This window comes from Lysobacter sp. KACC 24251 (assembly GCF_057747755.1).
Genome location: NZ_CM173222.1, coordinates 2167171 through 2183402, shown reverse-complemented (window position 1 = coordinate 2183402; position 16232 = coordinate 2167171). Strand labels below are relative to the sequence as shown.

Sequence of the window (16232 nt, the reverse complement as noted above, 5' to 3'; positions counted from 1 at the left end):
ACGTTGCCAAGTCAGCAATGTCCAAGTCCATCCACGAGGCGGGCCAGCACGGCGGTGCCGGAGCCGGAACCGAAGCGGTGTTGGCTGCCTCGGCGGCTTGCCTTCCGCGCGTCCCGACGAACCCAAGCGAATTGGACGCGATGGTGCTGGACTTGGCGGAGACGGTCTTCGGGTGCCGCAACGCCCGTCTGGTCTGGGTGGCCGGCCTCACGTCCGACGGGCGACCACTTAGTCACCAGTGGCCGACCACGCCGCTGTCTCTGGGGGAGTCGACGCTGATTGAGGAAGCCCGGCGGCGACGGGGTTGCGTGGTGAGCCGTTCCCATGAGTCCGGCTGGATACAGGCGGGATACTCGCTGGCTTTCGCGCAGGCCGTCATCCTGGCTGAATGGCCGGACACGATGGGCCTGCCCGATGCTGCCCCCCCGGGTCTGCGGGCATTCCTTACCTTGCTGTCCGTACGGATGCGTGCCGAGTCGGAACTTGCCGCCGCACGCCGCGCGGCGGGGCGCCTGGAGAGGGCGGCCAAGCTGCAGAGCGCGTCGTATCTGATCGCGGACCTCGCGAGCAGCAAGCTGGACATGGCGGAAACGCTTCGCTGCACCCATGCGGTGGTCGCGGGGCTGATGTACGCGGAGAATTTCTTCATCTCACTGTACGACGCGGAGCGGGACACCGTCCGGTTCGTGTACTTCGCCGACGGGGTGGCCCCCGAGGCCATCCGTGCGGGCCAGGAGATTCCGGCGGCCCGGCTGAAGAACAGCCTTACGATGGCGGTGATCCGTAGCGGCCAGCCCATGATCGGGCCCTCACGCCAGTTGCGGGAAACGCTTGGCTTGCCGGCGGCAGGCGAGTTCGGCCCCGACAGTGTGGACTGGTTGGGTGTGCCGATGGTCGCCGAGGGGCGGGTACGCGGTGCGGTGGTGGTGCAGTCATACGATGAGCACAACCGCTACACCGAGGAAGACAGTGCATTGCTGGCCTTCGTCGCGCAACACATCCTCACCGCGTTGCAGCGCAAGCAGGCGCACGAGGAGTTGGAGAAACGCGTGGAAGAGCGGACCCAGTCGCTGACGGAGGAGGTCCGGGAGCGCAAGAGGGGCGAACAACTGCAGGCCGCCTTGTACCGCATCGCCGACCTGGCCAGTGCGGAGCTGGACATGAGCGAGATGCTCGCGTGCATACACGAAGTCGTGGGTGGGCTGATGTATGCGCGCAACTTCATCATCGCGCTGCACGATGGCGAGCGGGACACCCTCAGATTCATCTACCACGCCGACGAGAAGGACCCGGGCCTTGTCGAGATTGGCGCGGACGTCCCAGCCGACGAGATGCGCGACACGATCACGATGGGGCTGATCCGCAGTGGCAAGGCAGTGGTGGGGCCGCCAGAGCAGGTGATATCCCGGCTCGGCATTCCCCCCGGGGTTTTCGTTGGGTCGGTCGCGGAAGATCTGTTAGGGGTGCCGATGGTCTCCGGGGGCACCGTTCGTGGGGCCATCCTCGTGCAGAGTTACGACCCTGACGTCCATTACGGCCCCGAGGACCAGGCGCTGCTTTCCTACGTCGCGCAACACATCCTGACGGCGTTGGACCGCAAGCAGGCGCAGGGCGACCTCGAGCGGCGAGTGGAGAGCCGAACGCGCGAACTGGCGTCCGTGGTGGGCGAACTGCGGCAGCAGATCAGGGAGCGCGAGCGCGTCGAACAGCAACTGATGCACGAGACGCTGCACGATTCACTGACCGGGCTGCCAAACCGGAGCTTCCTCTACGGTGCGCTGGACCGGGCCCTGGCGAGGCGCAGGCGCAGCCCCGACCACAGTTTCGCGGTCCTGTTCCTCGACCTCGATCGCTTCAAGGTTGTCAACGACAGTGTGGGACACCACGCGGGCGACGAAATGCTGAAGCAGGCGGCGGCGAGGCTGGCGGCATGCGTGCGGCCGTTCGACGTGGTCGCCCGCCTGGGCGGCGACGAGTTCGCGATGCTGCTCGAGGACGTGAACCTTCCCGAGGAGGCCTGCAACCTCGCGCAACGCGTGATCGATTCGCTCGGCAAGCCGATGCTGATCGATGGAAAGGAATTGTTCACGTCTGCCAGCATCGGAATTGCCCTTGGCCACGAGCGCTATGGGCGTGCGGAAGAAATGCTGCGCGATGCCGATGTCGCCATGTATCGGGCGAAGGCGCGTGGCAGGCAGCGTTATGAGATATTCGACAAGCGGCTGCATGGCGAGGCGCTTGAACTTCTCGAACTTGAAAGCGACCTGCGACGTGCCGTACAGCGTTCCGAGTTCATCCCGTACTTCCAGCCCATCCTGCGACTGCGCGACCGGCATGTTGTTGGCTACGAAGCGCTGCTGCGTTGGCGCCACCCCAGTCGTGGCATCCTGACACCAAGCGATTTCCTGGAGGCAGCCGAGGAGAACGGCAGCGTCGAGCAGATCGACTGGCAGATGTTCGAAAAGACCTGTCGCCTGGTGCAGGCGCAACGTGAAGACATGGGCTATGTCACGATCAACGTGTCGCCCCGCCATTTCCGCTCCCCGGCGTTGGCCGAGCAGTTGCTGAACCTGCTCGATGAGCACCATCTCTCGCACGATCGCATCCGGGTGGAGGTCACCGAGGGCGCGCTGCTCGACAACCCCGACCAGGTGCGGACTACGCTCGAAGTCCTCCGTGAGGCAGGCGTGGTGGCCGCCCTGGATGATTTCGGCACCGGCTACTCATCGTTGAGCTACCTGCACCGGTTTCCGCTGCATGCGCTCAAGATCGACCGATCGTTCGTCAATGCGCTGCGTCGGGGAGAGGAAGCGGGCAGTGAGGCTGTTGTGCGGGCGGTGATTGCCATGGCCAGTACGTTGGGAATGGACGTTATCGCCGAGGGCATCGAGACTCGCGAACAGTGCGATTACTTGATGGAGATCGGTTGCGAGCTGGGCCAGGGCTTCCTCTTTTCGCCCGCACGCCCCGCCTCGGAGTGGGGCGCGTGGCGCCGCCACTAGCGGCCTGGCGTCAGGCTCGCCGCCCCAGCCGGTAGACCGCGGTGTGGAGCGAGGTAATGCCTTCCTCGGCCAAGATGGGTTGCTGGCTCAGGATGTCGCGCCGCTCGAGCAGGTCAATGCTCCAATCCTTGTCGAACAGCGTACGCACCTCTTCCTCATCCACCGAGAAGGGGGGCGGCTCCTTCTCGTGCTGGGGGTACTCGAGGGTGATGAGCAGGCCCTGGCACCGGCCGGGCAGGCGGGCGTACACCTCGCGGGCGTAGCGCAGGCGCATGGCCGGTGGGAGCGCGATCAGCGCGGCACGGTCGTACACCGCATCGCTTTCGTCGAGCAGTGCATCATCGATCGCAAAAACATCACCGCAGACCACTTCAATCTCTCCGGATCGATAATGCCGACCGTAGGGAGACTCGGTGATCGTGTAGGGCATGTCGTTCTCGGTGAAGAACTGCTCCACGGCCAAACGCGACAACTCCACGCCCAGCACGCGATAGCCCTGTGATGCGAACCACAGCATGTCGAGCGATTTGCCGGCCAGCGGCACGAACACGCGCGAGCCTGGGGTGACACCGAGCGAAGGCCAATGCTTGAGCAGCAGCGGCGTCGCTTTGTCCTGGTGGAAGCCGATGCGACCTTCGCGCCAACGCTCTTGCCAGAATCCGGGTTCCACGTGGGGCTCCGTAGGGGCTGTGAAAAGAAGCGGGCGGTCGTCCGCCTCCGCCACAAATGCTACCGCAGCGGGACCACTCCGCATTCGAGCGCTACGGCCATCAAGCGGGTGTCATGGTTGAAGCTGCCGCGACGATTGATCTCGAAATTCCATCAAGGGCCGGTCGGAGACCAGCCATCGACGGGCCTGATGACCACCGATTGTCGAGCCGGGCACCCTGCCGCAGCCGGATTGCCGGACTGCATGAGCATTTACGGTAAAGCCCGCCCGGATCGGTCACCCTCAACCATCAGACTGGTCGCCGCCTGGTGATGCAATCGGTTCGTCACGCGACCTCAAGTCCTTCCACTTTCTGCCAGCCGCGGGGCAGCAAGCCACCGCGTGTTGCACGCGCGCCGACGTACTCGTCCAGGTCCTTCCACGATAGCGACATGGTCCGCGCTCCCGATTTCACCGTCAGCGTGCCGCCGGCAGGCACCACCGCCACGGCCACGACACGCTCGGTGCCCAGCTTGGCCTTGGGAATGTCGATCAGCTTGTTGCCCTTGCCCTTGTCCAGCTCTGGCAGGTCGGCCACCGGGAACGCCAGCAGGTGACCGACGTTGGTCACGGCCACCACTCGGGCCTGGTCCATCGCACCCACCGCTGCCGGTTGCAGCACCTTGGCGCCCGGCGTCAGCGACAGCATCGCCTTGCCGGCCTTGTTGCGTCCGGTCAGGTTCTCGAAGCGGGTGACGAAGCCGTACCCGTGCGAGGACGCCAATACGAAGCGGTCGTCATCTGCGCCACTGGCCAGTGTCTGGAACGAGGCACCCGCGGCCGGCGAGAACCGTCCGGTCAGCGGCTCGCCGTTGCCACGCGCGGAGGGCAGCGAATGCACCACGGTCGAATACGCACGGCCGGTGGAATCCAGGAACGCCACCTGCTGCGTGCTGCGCGCCTTGGCCGCGCCCAGCAGGCCGTCGCCCTCGCGGTAGCTCAAGCCGGCCGCGTCGATGTCGTGCCCCTTCGCCGCGCGCACCCAACCCTTCTCGCTGAGCACCACCGTCATCGGCTCGCTGGGCACCAGCTCGGATTCCGAAATGGCCTGCGCGGCGCCGCGGGCGACCAGCGGCGAGCGGCGCGCGTCGCCGAACTTCTTGGCGTCGGCCAGCAACTCGTCCTTCACCAGTTTCTTCAACTTGGCCTTGCTATCCAGCGTGGCGAGGATGCGGTCGCGCTCGGCGATCAACTCGGCCTCTTCGCCCCGGATCTTCATCTCCTCCAGGCGCGCCAGCTGGCGCAGCTTGGTCTCGAGGATGTAATCGGTCTGCTCCTCGGTCAGGGCGAAGCGGGCCATCAGCACCGCCTTGGGCTCGTCCTCGGTACGGATGATGCGGATCACCTCGTCCAGGTTGAGGAAGGCGACCAGCAAGCCGGCCAACATGTGCAGGCGGCGCTCGACCTTGTCGAGGCGGTGCTTGAGTCGACGCACCACGGTGTCGGTCCGGAAGCCCAGCCACTCCGCCAGGAATTGCTTCAGGCCCTTGACCTGCGGGCGGCCATCCAGGCCGATCACGTTGAAGTTGACCCGGTAGCTCTTCTCCAGGTCGGTGGTGGCGAACAGGTGGCCCATCAGCTGGTCGGTGTCCACGCGGTTGCTGCGGGTGACCAGCACGATGCGCGTGGGGTTGGCGTGGTCGGACTCGTCGCGCAGGTCCTCCAGCCACGGCAGCTTCTTCGCGCGCATCTGCGTGGCGATCTGTTCGATCACCTTGCCCGGCGAGGCCTGGTACGGCAGCGCGGTGACGACGATGTTGTTGCCGTCCTTCTCGTACACCGCGCGGGCGCGCACGCTGCCCAGCCCGGTCTCGTACATCTGCAGCAGGTCGGCACGCGGGGTGATGATCTCGGCCGTGGTCGGGTAGTCGGGGCCGAGCACGTGCTCGCACAGGTCGCGGGTGGTCGCGTCCGGGTCATCGAGCAGGCGCACGCAGGCGCTGACCACTTCATTGAGGTTGTGCGGCGGCACGTCGGTGGCCATGCCTACGGCGATGCCGGTGGTGCCGTTGAGCAGCAGGTGCGGCAGGCGCGCCGGCATCCACGACGGCTCTTCCAGCGTGCCGTCGAAGTTGGGCGTCCAGTCCACCGTGCCCTGGCCCAGCTCGCCCAGCAGCACTTCCGCAATGGGGGTGAGCTTGGACTCGGTGTAGCGCATCGCCGCGAACGACTTGGGGTCGTCGGTGGAGCCGAAGTTGCCCTGGCCCTCCACCAGCGGGTAGCGGTACGAGAACGGCTGCGCCATCAGCACCATCGCCTCGTAGCAGGCGCTGTCGCCGTGCGGGTGGTACTTGCCGATCACGTCGCCGACGGTGCGCGCGGACTTCTTCGGCTTGGAGGCGGCGTTCAACCCCAGCTCGCTCATCGAATAGATGATGCGGCGCTGCACCGGCTTGAGCCCGTCGCCGAGGAAGGGCAGGGCGCGGTCGAGCACCACGTACATCGAGTAGTCGAGGTAGGCGCGTTCGGCGTATTCGCGCAGCGGGATCTGCTCGAAGCCGTGGAAGGCCGGACGTACGGAATCATTCATTGGGCAAAACCGGTCATGCGGAGGCGGTGTGCTCGCTCGGGTGTCCGGGCGATTCTAACCGCCGGCCCGGCCGTCGGGCCGGGGCGGGGAGGATATGCGGCAGGGGTCGCAAATGCTGCGACCGAGGACCTGCGCGCGTGGCTCAGCGGGTGAAGTCCCCGGCGGCCTCGGGTTGGTACTGGATCGACAGCACGCGCAGGCTGATGGTGCGGCCGCCTGGAATCGGCCACTGGATGCTGTCACCGATGCGCAGCCCCAGCAGGGCGCTGCCGACCGGCGCGAGGATGGACACCTTGTCGGCGCTGCCATCGGCGTCGCGCGGGAACACCAGGGTCATCTCGCGTTCTTCGCCGCTGTTCTCATCCAGGAAGCGGGCGGTGGAATTCATGGTGATCACGTCGGCGGGCATTGCCGCCGGCTCGATGATGTCGGCGCGTTCCAGCTCGGCCTGCAGGGCCTGGGTGTCGAGTCCGCGTGCGATGGGGGTTTCCAGCAGCGCCTCCAGGCGCTCGCAGTCGAAACGGGAGATCACCAGGGGCGGCGGCGTGGGCTTGGTCATGCTCTTCTCCAAAAGTAGAAGCGGGCGACGCGCTCCGTGCGCACCGCCCGCAGGTTCACTGGTTGTATCCAGACGGTAGCCCCGTAGCAGGTCGACTTCAACCCGACAAAAAACCTGTTGACAGGGGGCGGGTGTGGTCCCAGAATACGCGGCTCGCAAGGCAGCAACATCGCCGAACGAAATGCCCAGGTGGCGGAATTGGTAGACGCACTAGTTTCAGGTACTAGCGGGTAAAACCGTGGAGGTTCGAGTCCTCTCCTGGGCACCATATACAAAGGGTACAACCCTTCGCAAACCCCGCCATCGTGCGGGGTTTCGTGTTTTCAGGCCACGGTATTCGCGCCGTCGCGACGGGGACGGCAAGGTGCCCCGACTACGCGACTTCGTTGGCGCAGAGCGCGTCCAGTACCAGCGACACCATCTTCGACAGACCCTGCTCGCGTTGCTCCGCGGCCATGTGCTCACCGCGTTGCAGGTGGTCACTGACCACAAGCACGGACAGCGCCCGGAATCCCTCGCGCAGCGCCAGCCCGTACAGGCCCGCCGACTCCATCTCGACGCCGACAATGCGATGGCGGACCAGCCGCTCGACCAGGTGGGGGTCGCCATCGTAGAAGCAGTCGGTGCTGAACGCCCCCGCGACCCGGGCCGGGATGCCCAGCCGGGTGGCAGCGGAAACGGCGGCGCGCAGCAGTTCGAAGTCCGCGCACGCCGCCAGGTCGTGCCCCCCGAACTGCAGGCGGTTGAATCGCGAATCGGTGCTGGCCGATTGCGCCAGCAGGATGTCCCCGAGGTCGACATCGCCGACTCCGCCGCAGGTGCCGACCCGCACGATCCGCTTGACTCCATGGAAACGCGCCAGCTCCGTGGCGTAGATCGCGCACGACGGAATGCCCATGCCGCTGCCCATCACCGACACCCGCTGGCCGCGGAACGTGCCGGTGTAGCCCAGCATGTTGCGGCGGGTGTTCACCTCGGTGGCGCCCTCGAGGAACTCGCGGGCAATGTGGCGGGCGCGCAACGGGTCACCCGGCAGCAGCACGGTATCGGCGATCTGGCCCGGTTCGGCGTCCAGGTGGGGTGTGCTCATGCGCAGGGACGTGTCATTGGATGGCGGACAGCAGCGTGGGGAACAGCGCGCTGGCGCCGATGCGGAAGTGGCGCGGCGTCGCCCAGTCGCGGCCCATGCGCGAATCGACCAGCGCCAGGAACGGGGCCGCATCGTCCAGCGTGCGGATGCCGCCGGAGACCTTCAGGCCGCACTGGCTCCCGGAGGCCTGGATGGCGTCCAGCATCGCGCCCGCGGCGGGCACCGTGGCGTTCACGCCCACTTTGCCGGTCGATGTCTTGAGAAAGTCGGCGCCGGCGTCGATGCCGATCCGGCTGGCGCGGTGGATCAGCGCCGTTTCACTGAGCACGCCGGTTTCCAGGATCACCTTCAGTGGCACGTCCTTGCCGCATGCCTCGCGGCAGGCAAGGACACCCTCGCGGGCGAGGGTGGCATCGCCACGCAGGAAGGCGCGGTAATCGAATACGAGGTCGATCTCGTCGGCGCCCGCTGCAAGCGCCCGGCGGGTCTCTCGATGGATGCGCGCGGGGCGTCCCTCGCCTTCCGGGAAATTCACCACGGTGGCGACTCTGATCGGAGTTTCGCCCAGGGCACGGCGCGCGGTGGTCACGTGCTCCGGGTACACGCAGACGGCTGCGGGGCCGGGTTGGGCGGACACGGCCGCGGCGCAAAGGGCAGCGATCTGCCCCGGCGTGTCGTCCTCGCCCAGTGTGGTGAGGTCAAGCAGCGGCAGCAGGCGCAAGGCGAGGTCGCGAGGGGAGGGCGGCGTGGACATGGCGGAGCCGGAGCGGTGACCTCCGCAGGCTAGGCCGCTGCACGGGTGCCTTCCTTGATTTGAGGCAACTCGGTGGTCGACAGGCCGCAGCCTGATCGTGGCCATGTCCGGGAACGCCTGCGCCCACGCCGCCTTAATGGGGCGATGTGAGACCATCGCCGCCATGACAAGAAAAACCGCAGGACGTGGCAAGGGTGGCGCTGGCAAGGCCGGCGCGGGTTTCACGGGCACTGGCAGGCCGACGGGTGGCGGCGGCAAGCGCCAGGGCGCAGGTGCGGCGACGGGAGGCAAGCCCGCTACGGGCAAGCCTTCGGCCAAGCGCCCGGGCTGGATGCCGGAACCGCCCCCGGCCGGATTCCAACCCCGTACCTCGCCCAAGGCGGCGATGCCGTCCGCCCGGCCTGCAGGCAAGCACCGGGACCCCCATGCCGATCGCGAAGCCGCGCGCTACGAGCATCCCATCGCAAGCCGCGAGCTGATCCTGCAACTCATCACGGCGGCGGATGGCCCGATGGACGCTGCCTCGCTGGCCGAGCGCCTGGGTCTGACCGACGCCGACCGATTCGAAGCCCTGAGTAATCGCCTGCGCGCCATGCTGCGCGACGGGCAGTTGCTGCAGAACCGCCGCGGCGGCTTCGTCCCCGCGCAGCGGATGGACCTGATCCCGGGAATAGTCATTGCCAACCCGGATGGCTTCGGCTTCCTGCGCCCGGATGCGGGCGGCGGCGATGACCTGTTCCTGCCGCCGTTCGAGATGCGCAAGGCCATGCACGGGGATCGCGTGCTGGCCAGCGTGACGGGCGTGGACCGCCGCGGTCGCCGCGAAGGCTCGATCGTGGAGGTGCTGGAGCGCCGGCTCAACCGGCTGATCGGCCGCTTCACCGCCGAGGCCGGCATCAGTTTCGTGGTGCCGGACGATCGCCGCATCCAGCGCAATGTGATGATCCCCGCGGATGCGCGGATGGATGCTCAGAATGGCCAGTTGGTGGTGTGCGAGCTGGTGCACGCACCGGACACCAACCGCCCGCCGATCGGCCGCGTGCTGACCGTGCTTGGAGATCGCCTGACCGCCTCGCTGGCGGTGCAGGCCGCCATCCACGGCCACGAGCTGCCACACGAATTCCCAGCCGCAGTGCTGGCCGAAGCGGCCGCAGTGCCGGTGGACGTACAGCCGGCGGAAGTCGCCGGTCGGGTGGACATCCGTAACCTGCCGCTGGTGACCATCGACGGCGAGGACGCCAAGGACTTCGACGACGCGGTCTACTGCGAGCCCAGCCGCAACGGCTACCGACTGGTGGTGGCGATCGCCGACGTGTCCCACTACGTCCGTCCCGGCGCGCCGCTGGACGACGAGGCGCAGAAGCGCGCGACCTCGGTGTATTTCCCCGGATTCGTGGTGCCGATGCTGCCGGAAACCCTGTCCAATGGCATCTGCTCGCTGAAGCCCAAGGTGGACCGCCTGTGCTTTGTCTGCGACATGCAGATCAACCGCAAGGGTGAGGTGACGTCGTCGGAGTTCTACGAGGCGGTGATGCATTCGCACGCGCGCCTTACGTACACCCAGGTGTGGAATGCCGTAGGCGAGGGCATCCCGGATGACGCGCGCGAGGACGCGCTGGGCGTGATCGGTTCGCTGCTGCCGCAGGTGCAGCGCCTGCATCAGCTGTACCAGGTCCTGTCGAAGGCTCGCGAGCGCCGCGGTGCGATCGAGTTCGAGTCCAGCGAAGTGCGCTTCGTGCTCGGCCCCAAGGGCGAGGTCGTCCAGGCGGGCATGCTGCAGCGGAACGACGCGCACAAACTGATCGAGGAGTGCATGATCGCGGCCAACGTGGAGGCGGCGAAGTTCGTCATTGACGCCGACGTGCCGTCGCCGTTCCGCATCCATGAGCGCCCGCCGGAGCAGAAGTACGCCGACCTGCAGGAATTCCTCAAGGAGTTCGGCCTGCGCATGCCCGCATGGGCGCAGGTGGAACCGCGTGACTTCACCCAGTTGCTGAAGAAGATCCGCGAGCGTGCCGATGCCGCGCTGCTGGAGTCGGTGCTGCTGCGCAGCCAGAGCCTGGCGGTATACGCCACCGGTAACGTCGGCCACTTCGGCCTGGCGCTGGAGGCGTACGCGCACTTCACATCGCCGATCCGCCGCTACCCGGACCTGCTGCTGCACCGTGCGATCAAGCACGCGCTGAGCGGCGCGCGGCCGGAGAAGTTCAAGTACTCGCCGAGCGAGATGGCGCAAATGGCATTGCAGTCATCCGAGCGCGAGCGTCGCGCCGACGAGGCCGAGCGCGAGGTGGACGAGCGCTACCGTGCCGCGTGGATGGAACGCCATGTCGGTGGGGAGTTCTCCGGCGTGATCAGCGGGGTCACCAGCTTCGGGCTGTTCATCGAATTGGACGACTCCAAGGTCAATGGACTCGTCCACGTGACCCAGCTGCCGCACGACTATTACCACTTTGATCCGATCCGCAAGACGCTGACCGGCGAACGCCACCAACGCGAGTTCCGCTTGGGCGACCGGGTGGACATCGTGGTGCTGAAGGCCAGCGTGGAGGATCGCCGCATCGACTTCCGGCTGGTGGAAGAGCGGGGCGTGAAGCCGCCGCCGCCGCGCGGCCAGCCGGCCAAGCGGGTGAAGCAGAAGTACTGAACCCGGGGCGCTCTCCGAGGACGGGGGCCGCGCCCCTGAGAATGTGGGAAAATGACGGGCCATGCCGCCCGTTGGCGGCCCCATGCATCGCCGCAGCCACCCGCTGCGGCCCGCCCCGGAACCCGAATGAGCCAAAAACAGTGGATTGCCGGCATCAATGCCGTGTCGGCTGCGCTTGAGCACGACGCCGAGCACGTGCGCGAGGTGCTGATTGAAGCCGGCGCCAAGAACCCGCGCCTGGCCGAGATCGAGAACCGCGCCCAGCGCCTGGACATTGCCGTACGCAAGGTCGCCACTCAGGCGCTGGATGGCGTGGTCGGCAACCTGCGCCACCAAGGCGTGGTCGCTCGGTATGCCGCGGCCAAGACCTATGGCGAGAATGACCTCGAAGCCCTGATCGATGGCGCCGAGGGCCGCGCGTTGGTGCTGGTGCTGGATGGCGTCCAGGATCCGCACAACCTGGGCGCCTGCCTGCGCAGCGCGGCAGCCGCCGGCGCGACCGCGGTGGTCATCCCGAAGGACAAGTCGGTGCAGGTCAACGCCACCGTGCGCAAGACCTCCGCCGGTGCGGCCGACAGCGTCCCGGTGGTGCCGGTGACCAACCTGGCACGCACCATGCGTGACCTGCAGAAGCAGGGCGTTTGGCTTTACGGCCTGGCAGGCGAGGCGGACGCGTCGCTTTATTCGCTGGACCTGCGGGGCAACGTGGCGCTGGTGCTGGGCGGCGAGTCCGACGGCCTGCGCCGCCTGACCCGCGAGAACTGCGACCAGCTGGTCCGCATCCCCATGCCCGGCGGCACCGAGGTCGAAAGCCTCAATGTGTCGGTTGCCGCCGGCGTGACCCTGTTCGAGGCGGTGCGCCAGCGCGTCGCCGGCTGATGTCGGTTTTGTGCGTGGCGGTTCATCCGCCCCGTTCGATGATGTCGCCACCAAAGTCGGGAAGCGGGGACGACCCCGCCGCTCCATACTCATCCGGGGACGGCCCCACGCGGTATGGAGATTGGTCATGGCTTGGTTCCTGCTGATCGTCGCCGGTCTGTTTGAAGTGGGCTGGGCCATCGGCCTCAAGTACACCGAAGGCTTCACCCGCCTTTGGCCCTCGCTGGGCACCGCGGCGGCGATGCTGGTCAGCCTCGGCCTGCTCGGGCTGGCGATGAAATCGCTGCCGGTGGGTACCGCCTACGCCGTTTGGGTAGGCGTGGGCGCGGTCGGCACGGTCATCCTGGGCGTGCTGCTTTTCAACGAGCCGATGGGCGTATTGCGACTGGTCAGCGTGTTGCTGATCGTCGCCGGCCTGGTCGGCCTCAAGTTGGCATCATGACCTCGTTCCCCCAACGTCTGGCAGCGCATTGGCGGCAGGCCGTCTTCGTCCTGCTGGGCTTGGCGTTGCTGACCCTGCTGCTGTCGATGGACAGTACCAATGCAGCGCTGCACCGCTTGCTGGCCGCGGCCGAGCCGGTGATTGCCGCGCACCCCGTGACCGGGGGACTGCTGTTCGTGGCGCTTTCGGCGGCTTCGGCAATGCTGGCGTTCTTCTCCAGCGCGTTGCTGGTGCCGGTGGCGGTCTACACGTGGGGCGTGCCCATCACCATCGGCCTGCTGTGGGTGGGCTGGCTGCTGGGCGGCATGAGCGCGTACTGGATGGGGCGCCTGTTCCGTCGCCCATTGGTGCATTCGAAGCGCGCCGTCCGCCTGGTGGACTTCTACCGGGAAAAGGTCCCGGCCGAGGCGCATTTCCCGGTGGTGCTGCTGCTGCAGTTCGCGCTGCCTTCGGAGGTGCCGGGTTACCTGTGCGGGCTGCTGGGCGTGCGCTTCCCGGTGTACCTCTCGGCACTGGCCATCGCCGAGCTGCCGTATGCCGTGGGCACGGTGTTGGCGGGCGAAGGCGTGGTCCGTCGCGAAGGCTGGTGGCTGGTCGCGCTGGGTGTACTGGCGGTGGCCTTCAGCCTGTATGCCGCATGGCTGTTGCGGCGCAAGTTACGGCGCTGACTCGGCCCGGTTTGCGTTCCACGCGTTGACGATGCGGCAGAACAGCTGTGCGGTGCGCTCGGTGTCATAGACCGCGGAGTGTGCGTAGGAACCATCCCAGTCCAGGCCGGCGGCCTGCGCGGCGCGCGCCAGCACGGTCTGCCCGTAGGCCACGCCGGCCAGGGTGACGGTGTCGAACACGCTGAACGGGTGGAACGGGTTGCGCTTGTGTCCGCAACGCGCCACTGCCGCGTTGAGGAAGTTGAGGTCGAAATGCGCGTTGTGGCCCACCAGGATGGCGCGCTGGCAACCGTGCCTCTTCACCGCCTCGCGCACGGGCGCGAAGACGGCATCGAGCGCCGCACGTTCGTGCAGGGCGCCGCGCAGCGGGTTGTCGATGTCGATGCCGGTGACTTCCAGCGACTTGGGGTCGATCTCGGTGCCGGTAGCCGGGATCACGTGGCTGCTGGTGACCTCACCGACGACCAGTTGGCCGTTGGCGTCCAGGTCGAGCGGCGCCACGGCGATTTCCAGCAGGGCATGGCGGTTCCAGTCGAAGCCACCGGTTTCCACGTCCACCACCACCGGCAGGAAGCCGCGGAAACGCGAGGCCATGCTGTGGAAAGGGGTGGTTGGGGCGCTACTGGCGTCATTCATCGGGAATAGCGTACCAGAGGCGCCCTGCCGGCCGCCTCGCGGTGGCCTTCTCAGTCCCGCTGCGTTCCGATCAACACGCCATCATCGCGCAGCTGCGACAGCATGGTCGTGCCTTCGCGCACGAATGCAGCCATGTCAGCCGCGGAGGCCTCATCGGCGAGGGCTTCCAGTTGCGCGCGGCCAGTGAGCGTGGGGAACGCTTCGAGCCGCTCCAACAGCCGATAGGTCAACGGGCTCAAGGCTTGGAAGTCGACCAGACCGTCGGTGCGGCGCAGCACCAGCAACAAGGTTGGCTGCGCGGGTGGCAGGTCTGGCAGGTAATCCGGGCCAAGCTGATGGACCGGCCACTGATAGGCCAACGGCCACGCCAGGGGTGAGAGCATCGGCCTGCCGCGGAGCAGGTCGCCCGCGGGATCATGGGCCACGTCCGCGGGCGTGGTGTCATGCAGCTGCAGTGCCAGTTCCACCCATTCGTAGTGGGCCAGCTCGCGTAGCCACGCTGCATCGTGTCGTCCCTGTTCCGCACGGGTGTCCAGGTAATACAGGAACTCACGAGGCAGTTCGGGGAACAGTGGGGTGCGCGCCGGATGTTCGCGGTAGAAGTCCCGCAGCAGCGCCGTCCAGGTGGCATCGTCGAGGATGCGGCGGATGACCGGGAAATTGCCGGCCAGCAGGCTCTGTACGTTGTTGAAGAACAGGTCGCGGTAGATCTGCAGGCGCCGCGGCTCGATGCCCTCGGGCGCAGGCGCGTGGGCTGGATCGCGGATGTGTTCGGCCAGCGCGCGCTGGGCCGCCAGCGGATCCTTCGGCTCAGGCGGCATCGCGACGGCTCGCGCGACCGGTGGCGGCCAGGTGCGTGCGCACGGCGGACAATTCGCCCAGCAGTTCGTCGAGCGGGGGCAGGTTGAAGTCGCGCTCCAGCAGCGTCGGGCGCGGACCGAAGTGGCGGTAGGTTTCTGCCAGCAGCTCCCAAACGGGGTGGCTGACCGGCGCGCCATGGGTGTCGATCTTCAGGTCTTCGGCCTCGTCGTAATGGCCGGCCACATGCAGGTAGGCAATGCGGTCGCCGGGCATTGCCCGGAGGAAATCCTGTGGGTCGTAGCGGTGGTTGGTCGCGTTGACGATGATGTTGTTGACGTCCAGCAGCAGGTCGCAGTCGGAGCGGTGCAGCACTTCGTTGATGAAATCACTCTCGCGCAGTGCGCCGGGGTCATCGGCGGGCAGCAGCGTGGCGTAGTAGGAGACGTTCTCCACCGCTATGCGCCGCCCCAGGACGTCCTGGACGTGCCGGATGCGTGAAGCGACATGCTCCACTGCGCCCGCGTTGAACGGCAGCGGCATCAGGTCGTAGAGCTGTCCGTGGTCGTCGCTGCAGGCGCTGAGGTGCTCGCTGTAGAGCACGCAGCCCGTGCGATCGAGGAACTGTCGCAGGCGGGACAGGAACAGGTCGTCCAGCGGCGCAGGGCCGCCAAGCGACAGCGAGAGCCCGTGGCAGACGATGGGGTGGCGCGCGGCAAGGTCTTCGAATGCATCGCCCAAGGCACCGCCGACGCCCATCCAGTTCTCGGGGGCCGCCTCGAGGAAGTCGAAACTGCCCTGGGGGGCGGCGCGCAGCGGGCCCAACAGGGCCCGCCGGAGTCCGAGACCGACGGCATCAGGTGCCAGGGGGGTCGCGGTCATCGTCACGCGAACAACGTGCGGCTTACATCGAGCCGCACTTGCCCTCGCCGCACTTGCCTTCGGCAGGCTTCTTGTCGTCGCTGGCGCCACACATGCCTTCGCCGCACTTGCCCTCGCCACACTTGCCTTCGCCGGCCTTGGACGCGCCCATGCGAGCCTGGTGATGGGCCTTCATCTCCGTGGCGTCGATGGCACCGTCCTTGTTGGTGTCGATCTTGGTGAACATGCCGGCGTGGGTCGCATCGAACTCGGCGCGGGTGACCTTGCCGTCCTTGTTGGTGTCCATCATGGCCATGCCGCAGCCACCTTCGCGGCCACGCATCATGCCGCCGCAGTGGCCTGCAGAGTGCTTGGCGCCGGCGGTGGCGTCACCGGCCTTTTCGGCGGCAGCGGTGCTCTGGGTGCCGAGCATGTAGCCCTGCGCCAGCGGGGTGGCGGCAAACGCGGAACCAGCGAGGATCAGGCCACCGGCCAGGGCGGTGGCGGACAGCATTGGCTTCTTGCTGCGGGACATGGGTCGATCTCCATTGGTGCGGCATCGCCGCGGTGGGATCCCAATCCTACTCCGCTTCCCCCGCGGCGGGCAGCCGGCAGGGCTGCCCGGTTCCGCCGGCGGTCAGCCGGCGGTGGTCGCTG

General features: G+C 67.2%; 14 protein-coding genes and 1 tRNA gene. 6 read left to right on the top strand and 9 right to left on the bottom strand.

What is annotated here, in order from left to right:
- Positions 1–17: 17 nt before the first annotated feature.
- Positions 18–3002, top strand: a complete 2985-nt coding sequence (locus tag AC3ARF_RS10305) for an EAL domain-containing protein (protein ID WP_498927635.1) — start codon at positions 18–20, stop codon at positions 3000–3002.
- Positions 3003–3012: 10 nt separating this feature from the next.
- Here the strand turns inward: AC3ARF_RS10305 and AC3ARF_RS10300 are convergent, their stop codons facing one another.
- From AC3ARF_RS10300 to rnk, 3 genes are all read right to left on the bottom strand, one after another.
- Complete coding sequence (locus AC3ARF_RS10300; RefSeq protein ID WP_498927633.1) at positions 3013–3672, bottom strand: thiopurine S-methyltransferase; 660 nt, start codon at positions 3670–3672, stop codon at positions 3013–3015.
- 325 nt (positions 3673–3997) lie between these two features.
- The gene (parC, locus tag AC3ARF_RS10295) at positions 3998–6241 is read right to left on the bottom strand and encodes a DNA topoisomerase IV subunit A (protein ID WP_498927631.1); all 2244 of its coding nucleotides are present in this window, start codon (positions 6239–6241) and stop codon (positions 3998–4000) included.
- A gap of 142 nt (positions 6242–6383) precedes the next feature.
- Positions 6384–6800, bottom strand: a complete 417-nt coding sequence (gene rnk, locus AC3ARF_RS10290; protein ID WP_498927629.1) for a nucleoside diphosphate kinase regulator — start codon at positions 6798–6800, stop codon at positions 6384–6386.
- Between the two features lie 183 nt (positions 6801–6983).
- Here rnk and AC3ARF_RS10285 point away from each other — a divergent pair.
- Positions 6984–7068: transfer RNA gene (locus AC3ARF_RS10285), tRNA-Leu, on the top strand.
- A gap of 105 nt (positions 7069–7173) precedes the next feature.
- Here AC3ARF_RS10285 and deoD read toward each other — a convergent pair.
- Complete coding sequence (gene deoD, locus AC3ARF_RS10280) at positions 7174–7890, bottom strand: purine-nucleoside phosphorylase (RefSeq protein ID WP_498927627.1); 717 nt, start codon at positions 7888–7890, stop codon at positions 7174–7176.
- Positions 7891–7903: 13 nt separating this feature from the next.
- The gene (gene deoC / locus AC3ARF_RS10275) at positions 7904–8644 is read right to left on the bottom strand and encodes a deoxyribose-phosphate aldolase (protein ID WP_498927625.1); all 741 of its coding nucleotides are present in this window, start codon (positions 8642–8644) and stop codon (positions 7904–7906) included.
- A 163-nt stretch (positions 8645–8807) separates the two neighbouring features.
- On the opposite strand from deoC, the gene rnr reads away from it, so the two are divergent.
- From rnr to AC3ARF_RS10255, 4 genes are all read left to right on the top strand, one after another.
- A complete protein-coding gene (gene rnr, locus AC3ARF_RS10270) occupies positions 8808–11291 on the top strand; it encodes a ribonuclease R (RefSeq protein WP_498927623.1) in 2484 nt (827 codons plus the stop codon).
- 126 nt (positions 11292–11417) lie between these two features.
- The gene (rlmB, locus tag AC3ARF_RS10265; RefSeq protein ID WP_498927621.1) at positions 11418–12170 is read left to right on the top strand and encodes a 23S rRNA (guanosine(2251)-2'-O)-methyltransferase RlmB; all 753 of its coding nucleotides are present in this window, start codon (positions 11418–11420) and stop codon (positions 12168–12170) included.
- A gap of 127 nt (positions 12171–12297) precedes the next feature.
- Positions 12298–12612, top strand: a complete 315-nt coding sequence (gene sugE / locus AC3ARF_RS10260) for a quaternary ammonium compound efflux SMR transporter SugE (RefSeq protein ID WP_498927619.1) — start codon at positions 12298–12300, stop codon at positions 12610–12612.
- Complete coding sequence (locus AC3ARF_RS10255) at positions 12609–13280, top strand: TVP38/TMEM64 family protein (RefSeq protein ID WP_498927617.1); 672 nt, start codon at positions 12609–12611, stop codon at positions 13278–13280. Before sugE ends, AC3ARF_RS10255 begins: the two co-directional genes overlap by 4 nt.
- On the opposite strand, the gene rnt is transcribed toward AC3ARF_RS10255, so the two are convergent.
- The 4 genes from rnt to AC3ARF_RS10235 are packed head-to-tail and all read right to left on the bottom strand — an operon-like array spanning position 13269 to position 16110.
- Entirely contained in the window at positions 13269–13916 is a 648-nt protein-coding gene (gene rnt / locus AC3ARF_RS10250; protein WP_498927615.1) for a ribonuclease T, read from the bottom strand. The genes AC3ARF_RS10255 and rnt overlap by 12 nt on opposite strands.
- A 50-nt stretch (positions 13917–13966) precedes the next feature.
- Entirely contained in the window at positions 13967–14737 is a 771-nt protein-coding gene (locus AC3ARF_RS10245; RefSeq protein WP_498927613.1) for an HvfC family RiPP maturation protein, read from the bottom strand.
- Positions 14727–15596 carry an HvfB family MNIO-type RiPP peptide maturase gene (locus AC3ARF_RS10240; RefSeq protein ID WP_498927611.1) on the bottom strand — a complete coding sequence of 290 codons (870 nt, stop codon included), beginning with the start codon at positions 15594–15596 and terminating at the stop codon, positions 14727–14729. Before AC3ARF_RS10240 ends, AC3ARF_RS10245 begins: the two co-directional genes overlap by 11 nt.
- A 22-nt stretch (positions 15597–15618) precedes the next feature.
- Positions 15619–16110: an HvfA family oxazolone/thioamide-modified RiPP metallophore gene (locus tag AC3ARF_RS10235; protein ID WP_498927609.1), complete on the bottom strand. Its 492-nt coding sequence runs from the start codon at positions 16108–16110 to the stop codon at positions 15619–15621.
- Between the last annotated feature and the right edge of the window lie 122 nt (positions 16111–16232).